Consider the following 14,615-nt stretch of genomic DNA (forward strand, 5'->3'; position numbering starts at 1 on the left):
AGACCGGCGTTAGTACCTTAGTACCGGCCTCGGGTTATGATCGGCTGCAACTACTTTTTTGTCACCACCGTAAGATTGTATGAAATCACATCGTTGATGGTTTTTGTTCCCTTGGTTCCAGGAAAATTGATGAGGGTGAAGCATGTCGCTTTGGGAAGGATCTCCTGCAGCGGCTTTGCAATGGGGTTATGAATGTTGTCCAGAATAATGGTGGCATCGGAATCCTTGAACTGATTGATCTGGCCGAGGGTCAGGGGTTGGGGGCCGAAGCTGCCGACGACCTCAAGCCCAAGGGTTTGGGCAAAGGGCACCTGGTAGCGATGGACAAGGGCCTTCTGCCCGGCAAGACCGCTTTCCTTTGCTTTTTGTGCCGCCTGTTCGTACAAGGCTTGTAATGCTTCAAGGTTTTCCTTTGCTTTCTCTATGGTTCCCATGCGTCTGGCAATGGTCATGACCGACTGTTCCATGGTCTCCCAATCGTACTGGGTGACGATTTGGATTCCCTTTGAGCTGTCGCCCGAAAGGGTTTTGTTGATTTCGTCCATCATTACCTCATATCCTGCATACACAAAATAGTCGGCCTTGGCCACTTTCGGAATATCGGAAGGCATGAGCTCGTATTCTGCAGGGTGGGTCATCTCCGCTGGAGCGAGGAAGGTGACTGAGTCGGCGCCGGCTGCCATGGCAAAGGCGGCGGTCCAGCTGGTGGAGGCAACGACATTTTGTGCCGCAAGTGAGAAGGGCATCAGGACGACAAAACAGATCAATAAAAACTTACGCATAACATCTCCTTTTTATTAGATTAATCCCCATAACGATGGAGGCTAAAACGGCAATGGTTCCACTCACCGGCCAGTTCAGAAGCAATGCGACGAAGAAACCGGTAAGGCTGAGGCCAGCTCCCAGAAAGGAGGCCCGGAGAAAGACCGATTTCATGCTGGAGGCCTGGGAGGATGCAATGATGGCCGGAAGCAGAATAAGTGCGTCCATGAGAAAGGCGCCCATAAGCTTCATGGCGGCCGCAACCGCAAGGGCCGTCAGCCCGACAATGAAATAGGTGTGCGCACTTTCATTGACCCCGGAGGTAAAGGCGATGTCCGGGTCGAAGAAGACCGCCCGGATCTGGCGGACATAGCGGGCCTGATAAACGATCACGACCAGGCCCAAAAGCCCGACCGAGATAAAATCATCCCAGCCGACGGTAAAGGGGCTACCCCAGAGCAGGTTCATGGTATCCTTCGCCGGGACATGGAAGGCGTACATAAGGATACTGGCAAGGCCGATACTCAGGATCATGAGAAAGAGGTTGACCCTGCCCATCTCCATGCCGCCGCTTCGGGAGAGCCATACGAGCAGAAATACCAGCAGGACGTTTACCGCCGTTGTTACGCCGACGGGTGAAAGGTCTGCGGCCAGGGCGATGGCGCCTCCGAGCATAAGTGAATGCATCATCATGAAACGGATCGAGAGCAGGTTCATGCGGACGATGTAGACGCCTGTGACGGGAAAGAGGAAGCCGCCAGCCACCAATAGCAAAAGCCCCTTCCAGACAGGGGGAAGTTGCAGGAGTTCTAACATAGTTGTCCCCCCTCCAGAGACCTCTCGGGCCAGCCAAGGGCAGTGGTCCAGTCGGCATCATGGGAGACGAGGAGAATGGTGGGAATAACGGTTCTGCTCATCTCTTCGAGAAGCTCCTTCAGGACCGCTCTTCCCTCCTTGTCCAGGTAGGATGATGGTTCGTCCAGGAGGATGAGCCTGGCATCCTGACAGAGGCAGCGGGCCAGGTTGACCCGTTGCTTTTCTCCGCCGGAGAGCTCGTGGAAGGGGCGATCGAGGAGGGGAAAGGCGCCGGTCCTTCGGGCCGCAATCTCGATCTTCGCTGCGGCCTCCTCTTTTTTTGCCGCCTTGCCTGAGAGGCCTATCTCGATAACCTCCCTGGCCGAGATCGGGAAGTCGTTCGTGACCTGTCCCTGGTGCACATAACCGCACATCCAGCGGTGCTTGTTCCAGTCGGGGCTTTGGATTGATTCGCCGTTAAGACGAATGCTTCCGGTAGCGATCGGCTGCAGCCCCAAAAGGCTTCGTAAAAGGGTGGTCTTCCCCGATCCGTTGCTGCCGCGGATGATGAGGGTTTCTCCTGCATCCATGTGGAGCGATAGCCCATTCAGCACCTTATGGCGTCCATAGCCGACATGGAGTTCTTCGATATCCACGGGGATGCCCCCGGTAAGGCCCGCCCGCTTTTTCAAAAAGATGTAGATCTCCTCCGGAGTCATCGTGCCCGATAGCATCTCTTCGGTCTTACAGCTGATTTTGTCGACAAGCTGGTCCCAGCCCGGGGTGATTCCATGCTGCCTGAAATAATCGAGGCCCAGCCGGCTCAGGATGTGGATATGGACATCCCTCACGCCGAGATGCAGCATCATGCCCGCAGCGGCTATGCCCCCGATGGAATCCTCGACACACAGATCCGAGGGGGAGATATTGCTATGCAGGCATGCCTCTTCCAATTCAAACAGGGGATAGAGCCAGCGACCGTTGCTGGTAAAGAAGAGCGTTCCGTTTCTTTTCGCAACCAGGGATGGGTTCATTCGCTTTTCCTTTCGTTTTCTCTGGCAGAGATGATCAGTTCGGGTCGATATTCAAAATGCATATTATCCCAAACAGGCCACTTTCCTCCCCAGATAAAGCCTTCTTCTTCGAAGGCCGAAAGAACCGAATCGGGAGGCATCCACCGTTTATCCAGCGGCACAAGCATCCATGTCTCGTTCCCGCTGTTTTTTTCCCAAAGCCAGTATATGACTTTGCCCTCCCCATGAGAAGGCAGCATGTCCAGTGCCAGCCCCATGCTGTGAAAGGAGCGCCCTGCGGTATCGCGGACCTCTCGCCACGCGTAACCGTGCATGCTCGCAATGCTCTCCGTGAACTCCTTTACCGCGCTGTCGTTTCGGGCAAGCTGCAAGATTTTGGTCTCGACCCGCTTGAGCGGACCGGTGATCTTCTCATGCACATTAATCTGTTTTCCCAGAAAGGTGAACTTTACGATATGGCTTTCGACCGAGCTGCGCGTTGCGCTATCGTAGATGGCATCGAAGAAGGCGGTGTTTGATACCGGCGCCCTGCTGCGCCGTTTCGTTGAACCGAAGGATTCGATGGCGGCTATCTGTTCGGGCGAAAGGGTTGCGGGATCCATGAGCTCTATACGGTACGGATAGATGAGAAGGCGGTAGCGTTCTTTCTCATCATACTGATCGGACCGTACATAGCGGCCGTCCGCCCAATAGAGTGAGGTGCTCTTCTCATTGGCCTCTATGGTGATCTTCCAGTCCTCCACCATAGTGTCGTAGGAGATGGAAAATACTATATCGGGATAGGCCCGCTTGAGGATCCTGAGTTCCGAGAAGACGGAACGCGGATCCACTTGTGTTCCTGTTTGTGCACGTGCCGCAATCACCCGGAAGAAAAAGATGATGCAGATAAGGAACACCGCTCTGTATGTTGTTGTAAATCTACTGCTTTTCATTGTCGAATGTACCGTATGATAGTGACACATTCTTCACTTTTCCCCAAGTCCCGTTTGGGGAAACATGGGGAAAGGCAGGCAAAACTCTATAGGCGCTATAGGCCGAGAAGCGGACGCAGATCCAGGCAGAGTTTCAGGCTTCGGGGAATATGAAAGGGGCCTTTCCAAAGGTTGCCCTTTGCACCCGAGGCGGGGACGCCGTCTCGGCTTAGGTAGCCGAACCACTCGGGATATTCCGGGTCGGGAAAGCTGCCGAAGAGATAATCGGCGACTTGCAGAAAGTAATCCGCGTAGTTCTCCTTCCCTGAGAGCGCGTAGGCAAGCAGCGATGCGTAAAGGGCCTCGGTATGGGGCCACCAGTATTTCATGGCAGCTTCGATGTGCGGGGAATCATGATCATAGAGGTCAAGAAAAGAAAAGAAACCGCCGTAGCGTGTATCCCAACCCCGTGCAAATGCCCAGTCGACTATCTGCATGGCCCGCTCGAGGTAGAAATGGTTCTTGGTGTAGCGGTACTCCTCCATGAGGAACCAGGCCGTTTCAAGGCTGTGACCTGGATTGATCTCCCGCCCCGCAGGTGTATCCACAATCTCCCCCTCGGGGTCGCTGAATTCGAGTACCACCTCTTCCGAAGGGTGGAAAAAGTAACGAAGGAATTCGTCGATTTGCTTTTCGATCCGTTTGGTTAATCCGATTTTCACTTCGGCGTTCGAACTTTGCGAACGCATCTGCTGGAAGAGGTTGATCATGATCATGGTCATGGAATGCGAACGCAGGGATACGACCCCCGGAAGGTATTTACTTTCGAGAAGCTCGGGATGCGCGAGATAATGATTAATCACTTCGATGAGCCGTTTGGCTTGTTCCACACTCTCTTTATCCCCTGCGGCACTTCCGTATGCATGAAGGCCGAGTGCTGTGAATACCTCACTGAACAGGTATCGCCGCTGCCTGAGCGGCTCTCCCGATCGACCGAGCAGATAGTAGCAGCGCCCGTTTGGGGCTATTGCGTGGTCGAGGATAAATCGGGCCCCTGTTTCCGCCAGGCCAAGATAATGACTACGCTCTTTTTCCGAACCGGCGCTGTTACTTAACCATGACAGAAGCCAGGTAAAGCGGCCCTGGACCCAAATCCCTTTTTCTTGGGAATTCAGGCTTCCGTTTCGATCAAATTGATGAAAAAATCCGCCGTGTTTCGTATCGGGGGCGTTTTGGAGCCAAAAAGGCAAAATATTATCATAGAGCTGTGTCGTGCAAGTTTCCAGGTAATTCCGTATGGCTTCTTTTGTATGTATCGTATTCATGAGTCATACCATACCATGAAATATATATTTTAACAATTGATAATATAAAATCACGTTATAAATATAATTTTTACATTTAATAATTGACTGAATTCTTATGAGGTGTATAATATCCATATAATAGCAAGGAGGTAGTGTCTATGAAAAAGAGTATGGGGCTTTTTGTAGCTCTTTTATTGGTAGCGGGACTGCTCTGGGCCGGTGGGCAATCGGAAGCTGGAGCGGAAGCAGGAAGAGAAAAGGTGACCTTCCTTTTCTGGCCGGGGCCGGAGAGCGAGGCAATGCAGAAGGTGCTCGATGCCTACAATGCAGATCAGGGAATAAAGGATAATGTGGAAGTCGAGATGCTCCTTTTTAGCAGGCAAGGATTTTATGATAAACTCCTTGCGGATATGGCCGCGGGTAGCACGGAGTTTGATCTGAACCTGGTGACCACCTATAGCCTTGGCCGCTATGCTCCCTATCTGGAACCGCTGGATTCCTATATTACCAGCGATCCCGGCAAGACGTTTATTCCCGCCACCCTTAATTCCCTGGCGTTGGATGGTAAGCAGTACGGTGTGCCGACCGATGTCAGCCTGCATTTCAATATCTATCGCAAGGATTTGATAGACAAACTGCTCACCGATGCTTCCTGGAAAAGTAGCTATACTGCCATAGCGCAGAAATATCTGGGAAAGAAACTTTCTCCGAAAGACCCGGCGCAGTGGGATTGGGACGATTATCTTGCCACCACTCTGTTTTTTACCAAGTCGATTAATCCCGAATCGCCAACGACCTTCGGTACGGTGTTGCAGCTGAAAAACTTGATTTTCAATATCATGATCTGGCAGAGCACCATGGTTTCAAATGGCGGCAACTGGATGGATGAGGCAGGGAACATCACCATTAATACTCCCGAGGCAAAACGTGGACTTGAGATGTATCAGATGATTATCGATAACAAAGCGACACCTCCAGGGAGCCTCAATTATGAGTTTCCCGAATCGAATGAGGCATTCAAGGCGGGCCAGGTTGCTTCCATGTTTCAGTGGAACGCCGCATATTCCACCCTTACAAATCCCGATGACTCTCCTTCGGTCTACGATAAAATCGGAATTGCTCCGCTTCCTGCCGGAAGCCTCGGCCATCGAACCCATGTTCACAGCCTGGGAATCGGCATGAATGCCGCAAGCCTTCACAAAGAGGCCGCTGGAAAATTCGTCGATTACCTCTTCAGCGATAAAGCGATGGAGATCTACGGCAGAGCAGGCGGCAGTCCTCCCGCTTCGATGGTTCTTGCAAGCCTTGCTGATATCAGGCCCGAATTCCCGACGGTCGCAGAATATCTGGAGAGATATGCCTATGTTGTGAACGGCGGGACAGCCGATTATGCCGTGCCCGTCTATGAGGTTATGGCAGAAGAGTTTTCCTCCGTCTGGTCCGGGGACCAGTCGATCGACACGGCCCTGGCGCATACCGAACAGCGAATGAAGGAATTGATACATAAATAATGTTGGAAAACGGGTGACGACAAAACGTCGCCCGTTTTTTATAATCTCGGAGTAGAAAGAGGGGGAGCATGACCAGTAGCATGACCCGGTACAGAAAATACCTTTTCATTGCGCCCCTGGCGCTGTTTTTGCTTATTACGCTTGGATATCCGCTTGTTACAAATATCATATACAGTTTCAGCGATGTCACCTTTCGGACCATACGATCGCCAAGGCTTATCGGCGTTCAACATTATAAAGAGGTGCTGACTTCTGCTGCTTTTTGGGGCAGTTTTTGGTTCAGTGCCAGATTTGCAATTGTAGCAACATTCTTTGAAGTCCTCCTCGGGCTGGGGCTTGCCATAGCACTTGCACCGTTGCTCGAGCGCTATAAGATTCTTCTGACCTTCATTATGCTGCCTTTGATGATAGCCCCGGTCCTGATGGGGATCATGTACCGGCTTCTTTTAAACGAATTTGTGGGGCCGATTTCACAAATCATGCAGATGTTCGGAATCTATGTCAGCTTGCTGAACCCTCCCTGGATCGTTGGAACCCTCGTGACGATCGAGATTCTTCAATGGACGCCTTTTGCCTTCCTGATTATTTTTTCGGGATTACAGTCCATCTCCGGGGATGTTATCGAGGCCGCCAGGATAGATGGTGCTTCCGAGTGGGGAGTCTTTTGGTATATCACAATCCCTGCTTTATTGCCGAATATCTCCATTGCGGCCTTTGTCAGGTTTGTCGATTCCTTCAGGGTCTTCGATCATATCTATGTGCTCACCGGAGGGGGACCAGGGCGGATGACTACCAGCCTGAGTATTTTTATCTATAAGTCGTTTTTTCAGCAGGAGCAGATAGGAACGGCCGTTGCTGCGGCCATGGTTCTTCTTATCGTATTTCTGATACCACTGATTTTCTCCATGAGACAGATTACAAGGAAATAGCGATGAAAAAAACATTACGCATTATCTGTTATGTTCTGGTGGTTTTTATCTGTAATCTGCCGCTCTTGGCGACGATCGCAACCTCTCTAAAAACGCCTGCCCAAATATCCGCTTCCCCTCCGCTCCTTTTTTTTAAGCCGACTCTTGCCAATTATGCCGAGGTCCTCACCTCGCCGTCACTTCATTTTGGGACATACCTGAGAAATAGTTTCGGTCTCGCACTTCTTGGTACACTGTTTTCAATCCTCCTGGCCCTTCCGGCGGCCTACGGGATGGTCCGCCATGGTGTCGGAAAGAAATTCCTTCTGCCCTTTGTAACCAACCTTCGGACCTTCCCCTTGATTATCTTTGCCATCCCCTTTTATTTTATGTTCCAGTCGGTCGGCCTTTTGGATACGGTTCTCGGTCTGGCGATTTTATCCTGTCTCATTAATCTCCCCCTTGCCCTGGTGGTGCTGCTGAGCTTTTTCCAGGATTTGCCCATCGAACTTGAAGAGGCTGCCTTCGTGGACGGCGCTAGCACATTTCAGACCATGCGGATGATCATCCTTCCGCTTGCGACAACCGTCCTTGCGTCGGTCTCGGTACTTAGCTTTATCTATGCCTGGAATGAGTTTTTATTTGGGCTTATACTCACAACAAAGGTAGCGACTCCCGTTACGGTTGGGGCGACGTTTTTTATTACTTCTTTTGGTATCCGCTGGGGACAGACCGCTGCGGCCATTACCTTGAGTATACTGCCTCCAATGTTTATCGGTGTTTTAAGTTTCCGCTATCTGACGAAAGCCCTCCTGTCGGGAGCCATTAAGGGATGAGAAAAGAGAGTTCGATGAAAAAAATGAACGACCTGTCGCTGCTGCGAAGGCAGCGGTCGTCGGAAATTCTGCGATTCATTCTTGCAAACGGCGCCATGACCCGATCCGAGATCGTGGCATGCACCGGCTACACCATGGCCTCGGTCATTAAATACACCCAGTTTCTTGTTGAATCGGGGGTTCTTATGCAGGAACCCGGTGGCAGCGGCCGAACTCTCTCCTTCCGCATTGCCACCGGCCTGGGAAATGTCGTCGCCATCGTCGTCGGCAGGACGATTCAGGCTATTTTGGTAAATCCCCATGGGGTGGAATTGTGCTCTTCCGACAAGATTCCTTTTGAATCGGATATCTCTCCCGAGGCCTTTCTGGCCGTTATCGATCAGGTGATCGGTCAGGTTAAACAGCGGCATGCGTCGTCGAAAGGGGGAGATATGCGGGCCATTGCCATCGGCTTGGCAATCGGCGGCTATATCAATCCCCGTAAGGGAATTTCCCACAGCTTCTATGCCTCGAAAACATGGCAGGAGTTTAAGATAACCGATGCCATCGGCTCTGCATACGGTATCCATACCTTTATGATGAACGACGCAAATGCAGCGGTATTGGGAGAGAAGTATTACGGCGACGGAAAGGCCTTTGAAAACATGCTGCTCCTGTGGCTTGGCGAAGGAACCGGTTTGGGCTTGCTCTTGCAGGGGGAGCTTTATACCGGGGCGTCGTTTTACGCCGGGGAAATAGGCCACACCAAGACGGAGCTCTCCGATGAGCTTTGCTATTGCGGAAAAAACGGCTGCCTTGAGACCGTAACCTCGGAATCAAACCTTATTCGCTCGTTCCGGAATATGATCGGCAGCGTGGTCAACTCGGGTGGCATCATCCATCATCAAGATGGCGCGGAAGATGTCACCATCCAAACCCTCATCAATCTTGCAAATCAGGGCGATCGCTTTGCGCAAAAGGTCTTTACCTACGCGGCAAAGGCCCTTGCCGCAAAGCTTGCCGATATCTGTAATGTTCTCAACCCCGAGGCTCTGCTTTTTCGCGGTCCCATCATCGACGGTAATCGATTTCTGTTCGATGCCGTCGAACATGAGTTGCGTCCGCTTCTGCTTTCTCCCATCGATTCCGCTCTCACCCTGAGCTATAATACCGGAAGTGCTTCTCCCATCGGCAAGGGGCTTTCCGCCGCAGCCCTGCTTCAGATACTCGGAGATACGACTCCCGAGTCGGAGGGAAGCGGCTTGTAAGCCGATTCCTACAGGAGCGGATAAAGGAATCCGACATAAACCTACATGGCCGTCTGATATGAAAATCTCATAGATGCTTTACCATCGATGACGTTGGTGAGGTATGCATGAGAAATATTATCTGTGTTGATATCGGAAGTTCGCACATAAGTACCGGAGTCCTGCTTGAAGAGGGGGAGCTCGTGGCTGCCGCGGACATGGAGATACCGCTCATACGCGGCAGCAGCGGTGTTGTCGAATATGATCCCAATCAAATCTGGGGGCTCACCCTTTCCTGTATACGGGATTCTCTTCGTAAACTTGAATCAAAACACAAAAGCGATATCGCGGCGATCTCCGTGTCGAGCATGGGAGAGGTCGGCTTCCCCGTTGCACAGGATGGCACCCCTTTGTCCACCGCAATCAGCTGGATGGACCGCAGGGCCAGGGAACAGGCGAAGAGGCTTGCCGGTGATATCGGTAGTGAAGAGCTTTTTCGGATTACGGGTATGCCCCTTGATTCGATGTTTTCGATCCATAAAATCCTGTGGCTCAGGGAACATCAGAAAGAAATTTTCACATCCATGCACAAATGGGTATGTATCGCGGATTATATAAACTATAAGCTCGTCGGCGCCTTCTTTACCGATTACACCATAGCCTCCAGAACCATGCTTTTCGATATCACCGATTACCAGTGGTCGGCGCCGCTCCTCTCCTATACCGAGCTGAGGACCGATCAGCTTTCCGAACCCTGTATGCCCGGGACGGTAATCGGAAATATGAAAAGCGAGATCAAAGAAGCTTTGCATCTGGACGGTACGGTGGCCGTTGTCCTGGGAGGGCACGATCGGAGCTGTATTGCCGCAGCCATGGGGATCGACAACAAGAATCAGATTATCGATTCGACGGGAATCGGTGAGGGGCTTATCAGCGTTACGGATGAGCGGTTCATACCGCCGAACATCAAGGAGAGCAACCGCTTCTCCTGCTATCCGGGCTTTTTGGATCACAAGTATATCACCCTCGGCCATTTCGGGAGCGTCGGGCGATTGGTGAACTGGATCACCGATCAGTACAGCATCAAGGACTTTATTGCGCACCGAAACCTGGAATCACCGATATATATCCCGAACACCTTCGTAAATAACAACTACCTGGAAAAGAGAATCTGGTTCGACTTAACCCCCCGCTCCACTCCCGAAGAGATCACCTACAGCATCTACGAGGGAATATCCTTCAATTTCAGGCAGATACTGGAACTCTACTGTAAAGAATATTCGGTACAGCACTATTCAATCTTCATGACAGGAGGAATGACCAGAAACGATGTTTTTACCCAGCTAAAGGCGGACACGCTGAATCACGCCATACTCATTGATGTGGAGAATGTGGCCACCCTCATCGGGGTGGGAAAGATTGCCTTTCTCGGTACGGGAATATACCGGGACTGGGAAGAGATAAAAGCGACCATCCAGCCCAGCTTTGTCAAGGTTCATCCCCAGAAAGAGTATGAAGAATACTATCGCCAGCGATATCAGAAATATTACAAACAGGCTGAAAAGCTGAACAAGAGGAGAAAGGATGCCATACACTAACTTGAACGAGGTTCTTCGCCACGGCAAGGAACACGGCTATGCAGCCGGAGCCTTCAATGTCGTCAACATGGAGATGATCCAGGCGGTCATCGATTGTGCGGAAAAAAACGGAGTCGGCGCCGTGGTGCAGATTTACTGGGAGAACGACCTCGACCATCTTACGAAGCACTATGCGGTTGCCATGACGAAGGCCGGTGCGGAGAACGCATCGGTTCCTATTGCCCTGCAGCTTGATCACGGCTGTGAAACCGAACTGTTGAAAGGCTGTATCGATGCCGGATTTTCATCGGTCATGGCCGATTTCTCGGCTCATCCCTACGAGAAAAATATCGAACTGACACGAGAGATTGTCGAATATGCGCATGCGAAAGGCGCTACCGTTGAGGCCGAGCTGGGGCAGATCGTTTTGGGAACCGAGGGCAAAGATGAGATTTCGTCGCATATGACGGACCCTGCCATGGTTTCCGACTTTCTCGAAAAGACAGGCGTTGATGCCCTGGCCGTTGCGATCGGCACAGCCCACGGGGTCTATTCCGAGACGCCGGTGATCGATTTCGAGCGGCTGGAGAAGATTTTGTCCCTGGCTTCGAAACCAATTGTTGTCCATGGCGGATCGAAGGTTCCCGATGAAGATGTAAAGCGAATGGCTCGCCTTGGCATCAGTAAACTCAATATCGGCTTTGATCTCATGAATGCATTTCAGCAGTCAATAAAGGAAACGACGAAAACAAAAGACTTTGTTGCTCCTGTCGAAATCTTTTCCGCGGGAAAAGAGGCAGTGGCCAAGGTCCTTGATCATAAAATCAGTCTGCTCTCTTGGCAAAGATAGCAGATAAAAAGAAGGAGTAAGGGTATGAAAAGACTTTGTCTGATGGCGATGTTTGCCCTCCTGTGCATCTCTTTTGTGATTGCAGGTGGGAAGCAGGAACGTGATGGTGTCGTCGAGCTCGAATTCTGGATGCGAGATACTCGTCCGTCGAATGTCGAGGCAATGGATCTGATCGTCGAGTCGTTCGAACAGCAGCATCCGGGAATCAAGGTGAATGTCGTTCTGACTCCATGGGACAGTGTGGAACAGAAGACCATGACGGCCATAGCGGCCGGAACACTTCCCGATCTTTCGCAGCTCAATCAGACCGGAGCCGCGGACTACGGAGAGAAGGGGATTCTCCTGAACCTTGACGACGAACTGAAAAGTTGGGACAGGCTCAACGACATATGCGGAGTCAGCGTTTCCCAGGCCAAGTACAATGGCGAATTCTATGCAATTCCTTGGTTCGCCGGTTCCAATGTCATGTTCTACAACAAGGATCTTTTCATCGAAGCCGGAATCGTTGATGCCGACGGCAATGCCGCGCCTCCGAAAAACTGGGAAGAGTTTCTTGCCGATGCGAAAAAACTGACGAAGGATACCGACGGCGACGGTGTCGTCGACCAATGGGGATTCGTGACACGGGGTGATGTCTCCCTTACCATTCCCATCAGGGAGTTTATGCTTGCCGCAGGGGACGGGGAATGGGTCGATTCCAACCGGAACGTTATCGTAGACAGCAAGAAGAATCTTGAAGGGCTCAACTTTTATCTTGATCTCTTTCAAAGATACAAGGTTGTTCCACCCGATACCCCTTCGGTAGACTATGTGGGCGAAGAGCAGTACTTCCTTTCCGGGAAGGTGGCCATGATGTTTAACGGCCCCTGGAACCTTGGGAACATGTATGATTCTTCGGTCAATTGGGGTGTTGCTCTCGAACCGAAACGGGAGAAGAACGCCTGTCACATCGGCGGCTGTCCCGTTGGAATTTTCAATACCACGGAGCATCCGAACGAGGCATTGCTTTTTGCAAAGTATCTGGTCTCGGATGAGGCCCAGAAGATCTGGGCGGTCGATATGGGCAATGGCCTTCCCGTTACCCAAAAGGCACAAGAGCTTGCGAAACAGGATCCCGTTATCAAGGTGTTTGTAGAGAGCCTCCAGGCCGCGGACGCAGACAATGTCACTCCTCCGCCGCAAATACCGGAATGGGTTTCTATAGAACGCTCGGTTGCTCCGCCGATTTTTCAGAGTGCACTTCTTGGAGAGATTACAGCGGAGGCATGCCTTGCGCAGCTTCAGAGTGCAATGACCGCAGCCCTGAACGAATAGCAGGAGAGGCTATGATGTATGCCGACTCTCCCGTCGTTTCTTTCGGCGGGAGAGCGGCTTTACCGAAATGATTATGAATGGCAAACACAATTACTACGAAACGAATTACAGGCTCTTTTTGCTGCCTATAGTTCTGATAATGCTGACAAGCATTCTTATTCCGATCGTCAACACCGTACGCTACTCGTTCCCTGGATGCTTCCGGGGGCCCTTGCGGCCATCATGTGGAAATGGTTGTATCACGGCTCGGTCGGGCTGATAAATCAAATGCTTTTACGTATGCATATTATTAGCGCCCCCATCCCCTGGCTGGCAAGCACGCAGTTTGTGCTCATCTCCGTTGTGTTGGTGAATGTCTGGCGGGGGGCTCCCTTTTTCATGGTGATGCTCTTCGGCGGCCTGCAGACCATTCCGAACGAACTCTACGAGGCGGCAATGATAGACGGTGCAGGGAGCTTTACCTCGTTTCGCAATATCACCATACCGTTGCTCAAGCCCTTGATCCTGACCCTCAGTCTCTACGGCTTTATCGGAGCCTTCAATTTCATCGATATCATTCTTGTCCTGACAAAGGGAGGGCCTGCCCATCATACCCTGACCCTTCCCCTTTATGTGTGGCAGCTTGCTTTTGTCGACATGAAGATAAGCTATGCGACAGCCGTTTGTGTTCTTATGTGCCTCTTCCTTGTTGTACTTCTTGGTATCATGATGTTGTTTCTCAAAAAAAGGGGAGGAGCTGATGAGTAGTACCAAAATGAAACGCTTCTTCTCTTCAGTGGGTGTGAACCTGTTGGTGGTCCTGGCCCTGCTCTTTATCCTTACCCCTGTGATCTGGCTTTTTTTAACCTCGATCAAGACCCGGTCCGAGATGTTCCAGACCCCGATTACCCTGTTTCCAAAGACTTTCGATTTCGGAAACTACGTGAAGATATGGGAAAAGATACAATTCGGCACCTTTATAAAAAACAGTCTGATCATGTCGCTCTATAATACCGTCGTCACCCTTGCGATAGCTTCCATGGCAGCCTACTCTCTTTCCCGTTATACCTTCAAGGGAAAGGATTTTTTTCTCCGCTATTTGCTGGTCTCCCAGATGTTTCCCGCGGTGTTGGTCCTTATCCCCCTTTTCCTGATGGTAAAACGGATCGGGCTTTTAGGAACCTTTACCGGGCTGGAGATATGCTACCTGACAATAACAATCCCGTTCTGTACCTGGGCGTTGAAAAACTATTTCGATAAAATCACTCCAACGATAGAAGAATCCGCGATGATCGACGGTTGTTCCTTTATCACCTCATACATAAAAATCTTTCTTCCCGTTGCCTTGCCCGGACTGGTATCGGTAGGAACCTACTGTTTTCTTTCATCGTGGAATGAATATCTGTTTACGGTGGTCTTCATGCAGACTCAGGATACCTGGACGCTGCCTGTCGGCCTGGCGGCTCTTAGTGGCCAGTTCGCATTGGACATGGGTCTGTTGACGGCAGGCGGTATCATCAGTCTTGTTCCGGCTGTGATCATCATGCTGTTCTTACAGAAATATTTACTTGAAGGAATGTTGGCAGGATCTGTAAAGGAATAAGC

14 protein-coding genes are annotated in these 14,615 nt (G+C 51.2%); 9 read left to right on the forward strand and 5 right to left on the reverse strand.

The annotated features are described in order from the left end of the window. Window positions 1–50 precede the first annotated feature (50 nt). From SPIRS_RS03680 to SPIRS_RS03700, 5 genes are all read right to left on the reverse strand, one after another. Entirely contained in the window at window positions 51–782 is a 732-nt protein-coding gene (locus SPIRS_RS03680; protein WP_013253326.1) for a metal ABC transporter solute-binding protein, Zn/Mn family, read from the reverse strand. Continuing rightward, window positions 775–1,578: a metal ABC transporter permease gene (locus tag SPIRS_RS03685; protein WP_013253327.1), complete on the reverse strand. Its 804-nt coding sequence runs from the start codon at window positions 1,576–1,578 to the stop codon at window positions 775–777. The genes SPIRS_RS03680 and SPIRS_RS03685 overlap by 8 nt, the downstream gene beginning before the upstream one ends. Next, complete coding sequence (locus SPIRS_RS03690; protein WP_013253328.1) at window positions 1,572–2,591, reverse strand: DUF1893 domain-containing protein; 1,020 nt, start codon at window positions 2,589–2,591, stop codon at window positions 1,572–1,574. Before SPIRS_RS03690 ends, SPIRS_RS03685 begins: the two co-directional genes overlap by 7 nt. Continuing rightward, on the reverse strand, window positions 2,588–3,523 hold the full coding sequence (locus SPIRS_RS03695; protein ID WP_148224028.1) for a M15 family metallopeptidase: 936 nt from the start codon (window positions 3,521–3,523) through the stop codon (window positions 2,588–2,590). Before SPIRS_RS03695 ends, SPIRS_RS03690 begins: the two co-directional genes overlap by 4 nt. Before the next feature lie 95 nt (window positions 3,524–3,618). Continuing rightward, entirely contained in the window at window positions 3,619–4,827 is a 1,209-nt protein-coding gene (locus SPIRS_RS03700; RefSeq protein WP_013253330.1) for an AGE family epimerase/isomerase, read from the reverse strand. 140 nt (window positions 4,828–4,967) lie between these two features. Here SPIRS_RS03700 and SPIRS_RS03705 point away from each other — a divergent pair, with 140 nt between their 5' ends. The 9 genes from SPIRS_RS03705 to SPIRS_RS03745 all read left to right on the forward strand — a co-directional run bounded on the left by SPIRS_RS03705 (window position 4,968) and on the right by SPIRS_RS03745 (window position 14,613). Continuing rightward, entirely contained in the window at window positions 4,968–6,320 is a 1,353-nt protein-coding gene (locus tag SPIRS_RS03705; protein ID WP_013253331.1) for an ABC transporter substrate-binding protein, read from the forward strand. 68 nt (window positions 6,321–6,388) lie between these two features. Beyond that, window positions 6,389–7,249 carry a carbohydrate ABC transporter permease gene (locus SPIRS_RS03710; RefSeq protein WP_013253332.1) on the forward strand — a complete coding sequence of 287 codons (861 nt, stop codon included), beginning with the start codon at window positions 6,389–6,391 and terminating at the stop codon, window positions 7,247–7,249. 2 nt (window positions 7,250–7,251) lie between these two features. Next, a complete protein-coding gene (locus tag SPIRS_RS03715; RefSeq protein WP_013253333.1) occupies window positions 7,252–8,064 on the forward strand; it encodes a carbohydrate ABC transporter permease in 813 nt (270 codons plus the stop codon). Between the two features lie 14 nt (window positions 8,065–8,078). Further along, window positions 8,079–9,311, forward strand: a complete 1,233-nt coding sequence (locus SPIRS_RS03720; protein ID WP_245537693.1) for an ROK family transcriptional regulator — start codon at window positions 8,079–8,081, stop codon at window positions 9,309–9,311. Between the two features lie 107 nt (window positions 9,312–9,418). After that, window positions 9,419–10,888: an FGGY-family carbohydrate kinase gene (locus tag SPIRS_RS03725; RefSeq protein WP_013253335.1), complete on the forward strand. Its 1,470-nt coding sequence runs from the start codon at window positions 9,419–9,421 to the stop codon at window positions 10,886–10,888. Next, on the forward strand, window positions 10,875–11,717 hold the full coding sequence (locus SPIRS_RS03730) for a class II fructose-bisphosphate aldolase (RefSeq protein WP_013253336.1): 843 nt from the start codon (window positions 10,875–10,877) through the stop codon (window positions 11,715–11,717). The genes SPIRS_RS03725 and SPIRS_RS03730 overlap by 14 nt, the downstream gene beginning before the upstream one ends. A gap of 24 nt (window positions 11,718–11,741) precedes the next feature. Continuing rightward, window positions 11,742–13,031, forward strand: a complete 1,290-nt coding sequence (locus SPIRS_RS03735) for an ABC transporter substrate-binding protein (RefSeq protein WP_013253337.1) — start codon at window positions 11,742–11,744, stop codon at window positions 13,029–13,031. Between the two features lie 18 nt (window positions 13,032–13,049). Further along, a complete protein-coding gene (locus SPIRS_RS03740; RefSeq protein WP_013253338.1) occupies window positions 13,050–13,778 on the forward strand; it encodes a carbohydrate ABC transporter permease in 729 nt (242 codons plus the stop codon). Beyond that, window positions 13,771–14,613, forward strand: coding sequence for a carbohydrate ABC transporter permease (locus SPIRS_RS03745; RefSeq protein ID WP_013253339.1), 843 nt, complete (start codon window positions 13,771–13,773; stop codon window positions 14,611–14,613). The genes SPIRS_RS03740 and SPIRS_RS03745 overlap by 8 nt, the downstream gene beginning before the upstream one ends. Window positions 14,614–14,615: the final 2 nt, after the last annotated feature.

It is taken from the genome of Sediminispirochaeta smaragdinae DSM 11293, assembly GCF_000143985.1.
Lineage (GTDB): Bacteria > Spirochaetota > Spirochaetia > DSM-16054 > Sediminispirochaetaceae > Sediminispirochaeta > Sediminispirochaeta smaragdinae.

Bases quoted from the DNA above. Each gene is read 5' to 3' on its own strand.
- SPIRS_RS03745 (WP_013253339.1), top strand. From the start codon at position 13,771: ATGAGTAGTACCAAAATGAAACGCTTCTTCTCTTCAGTGGGTGTGAAC.
- SPIRS_RS03730 (WP_013253336.1), top strand. From the start codon at position 10,875: ATGCCATACACTAACTTGAACGAGGTTCTTCGCCACGGCAAGGAACAC.
- SPIRS_RS03715 (WP_013253333.1), top strand. From the start codon at position 7,252: ATGAAAAAAACATTACGCATTATCTGTTATGTTCTGGTGGTTTTTATC.
- SPIRS_RS03735 (WP_013253337.1), top strand. From the start codon at position 11,742: ATGAAAAGACTTTGTCTGATGGCGATGTTTGCCCTCCTGTGCATCTCT.
- SPIRS_RS03710 (WP_013253332.1), top strand. From the start codon at position 6,389: ATGACCAGTAGCATGACCCGGTACAGAAAATACCTTTTCATTGCGCCC.
- SPIRS_RS03725 (WP_013253335.1), top strand. From the start codon at position 9,419: ATGAGAAATATTATCTGTGTTGATATCGGAAGTTCGCACATAAGTACC.
- SPIRS_RS03680 (WP_013253326.1), bottom strand. From the start codon at position 782: ATGCGTAAGTTTTTATTGATCTGTTTTGTCGTCCTGATGCCCTTCTCA.
- SPIRS_RS03690 (WP_013253328.1), bottom strand. From the start codon at position 2,591: ATGAACCCATCCCTGGTTGCGAAAAGAAACGGAACGCTCTTCTTTACC.
- SPIRS_RS03720 (WP_245537693.1), top strand. From the start codon at position 8,079: ATGAAAAAAATGAACGACCTGTCGCTGCTGCGAAGGCAGCGGTCGTCG.
- SPIRS_RS03695 (WP_148224028.1), bottom strand. From the start codon at position 3,523: ATGAAAAGCAGTAGATTTACAACAACATACAGAGCGGTGTTCCTTATC.
- SPIRS_RS03740 (WP_013253338.1), top strand. From the start codon at position 13,050: ATGCCGACTCTCCCGTCGTTTCTTTCGGCGGGAGAGCGGCTTTACCGA.
- SPIRS_RS03705 (WP_013253331.1), top strand. From the start codon at position 4,968: ATGAAAAAGAGTATGGGGCTTTTTGTAGCTCTTTTATTGGTAGCGGGA.
- SPIRS_RS03685 (WP_013253327.1), bottom strand. From the start codon at position 1,578: ATGTTAGAACTCCTGCAACTTCCCCCTGTCTGGAAGGGGCTTTTGCTA.
- SPIRS_RS03700 (WP_013253330.1), bottom strand. From the start codon at position 4,827: ATGAATACGATACATACAAAAGAAGCCATACGGAATTACCTGGAAACT.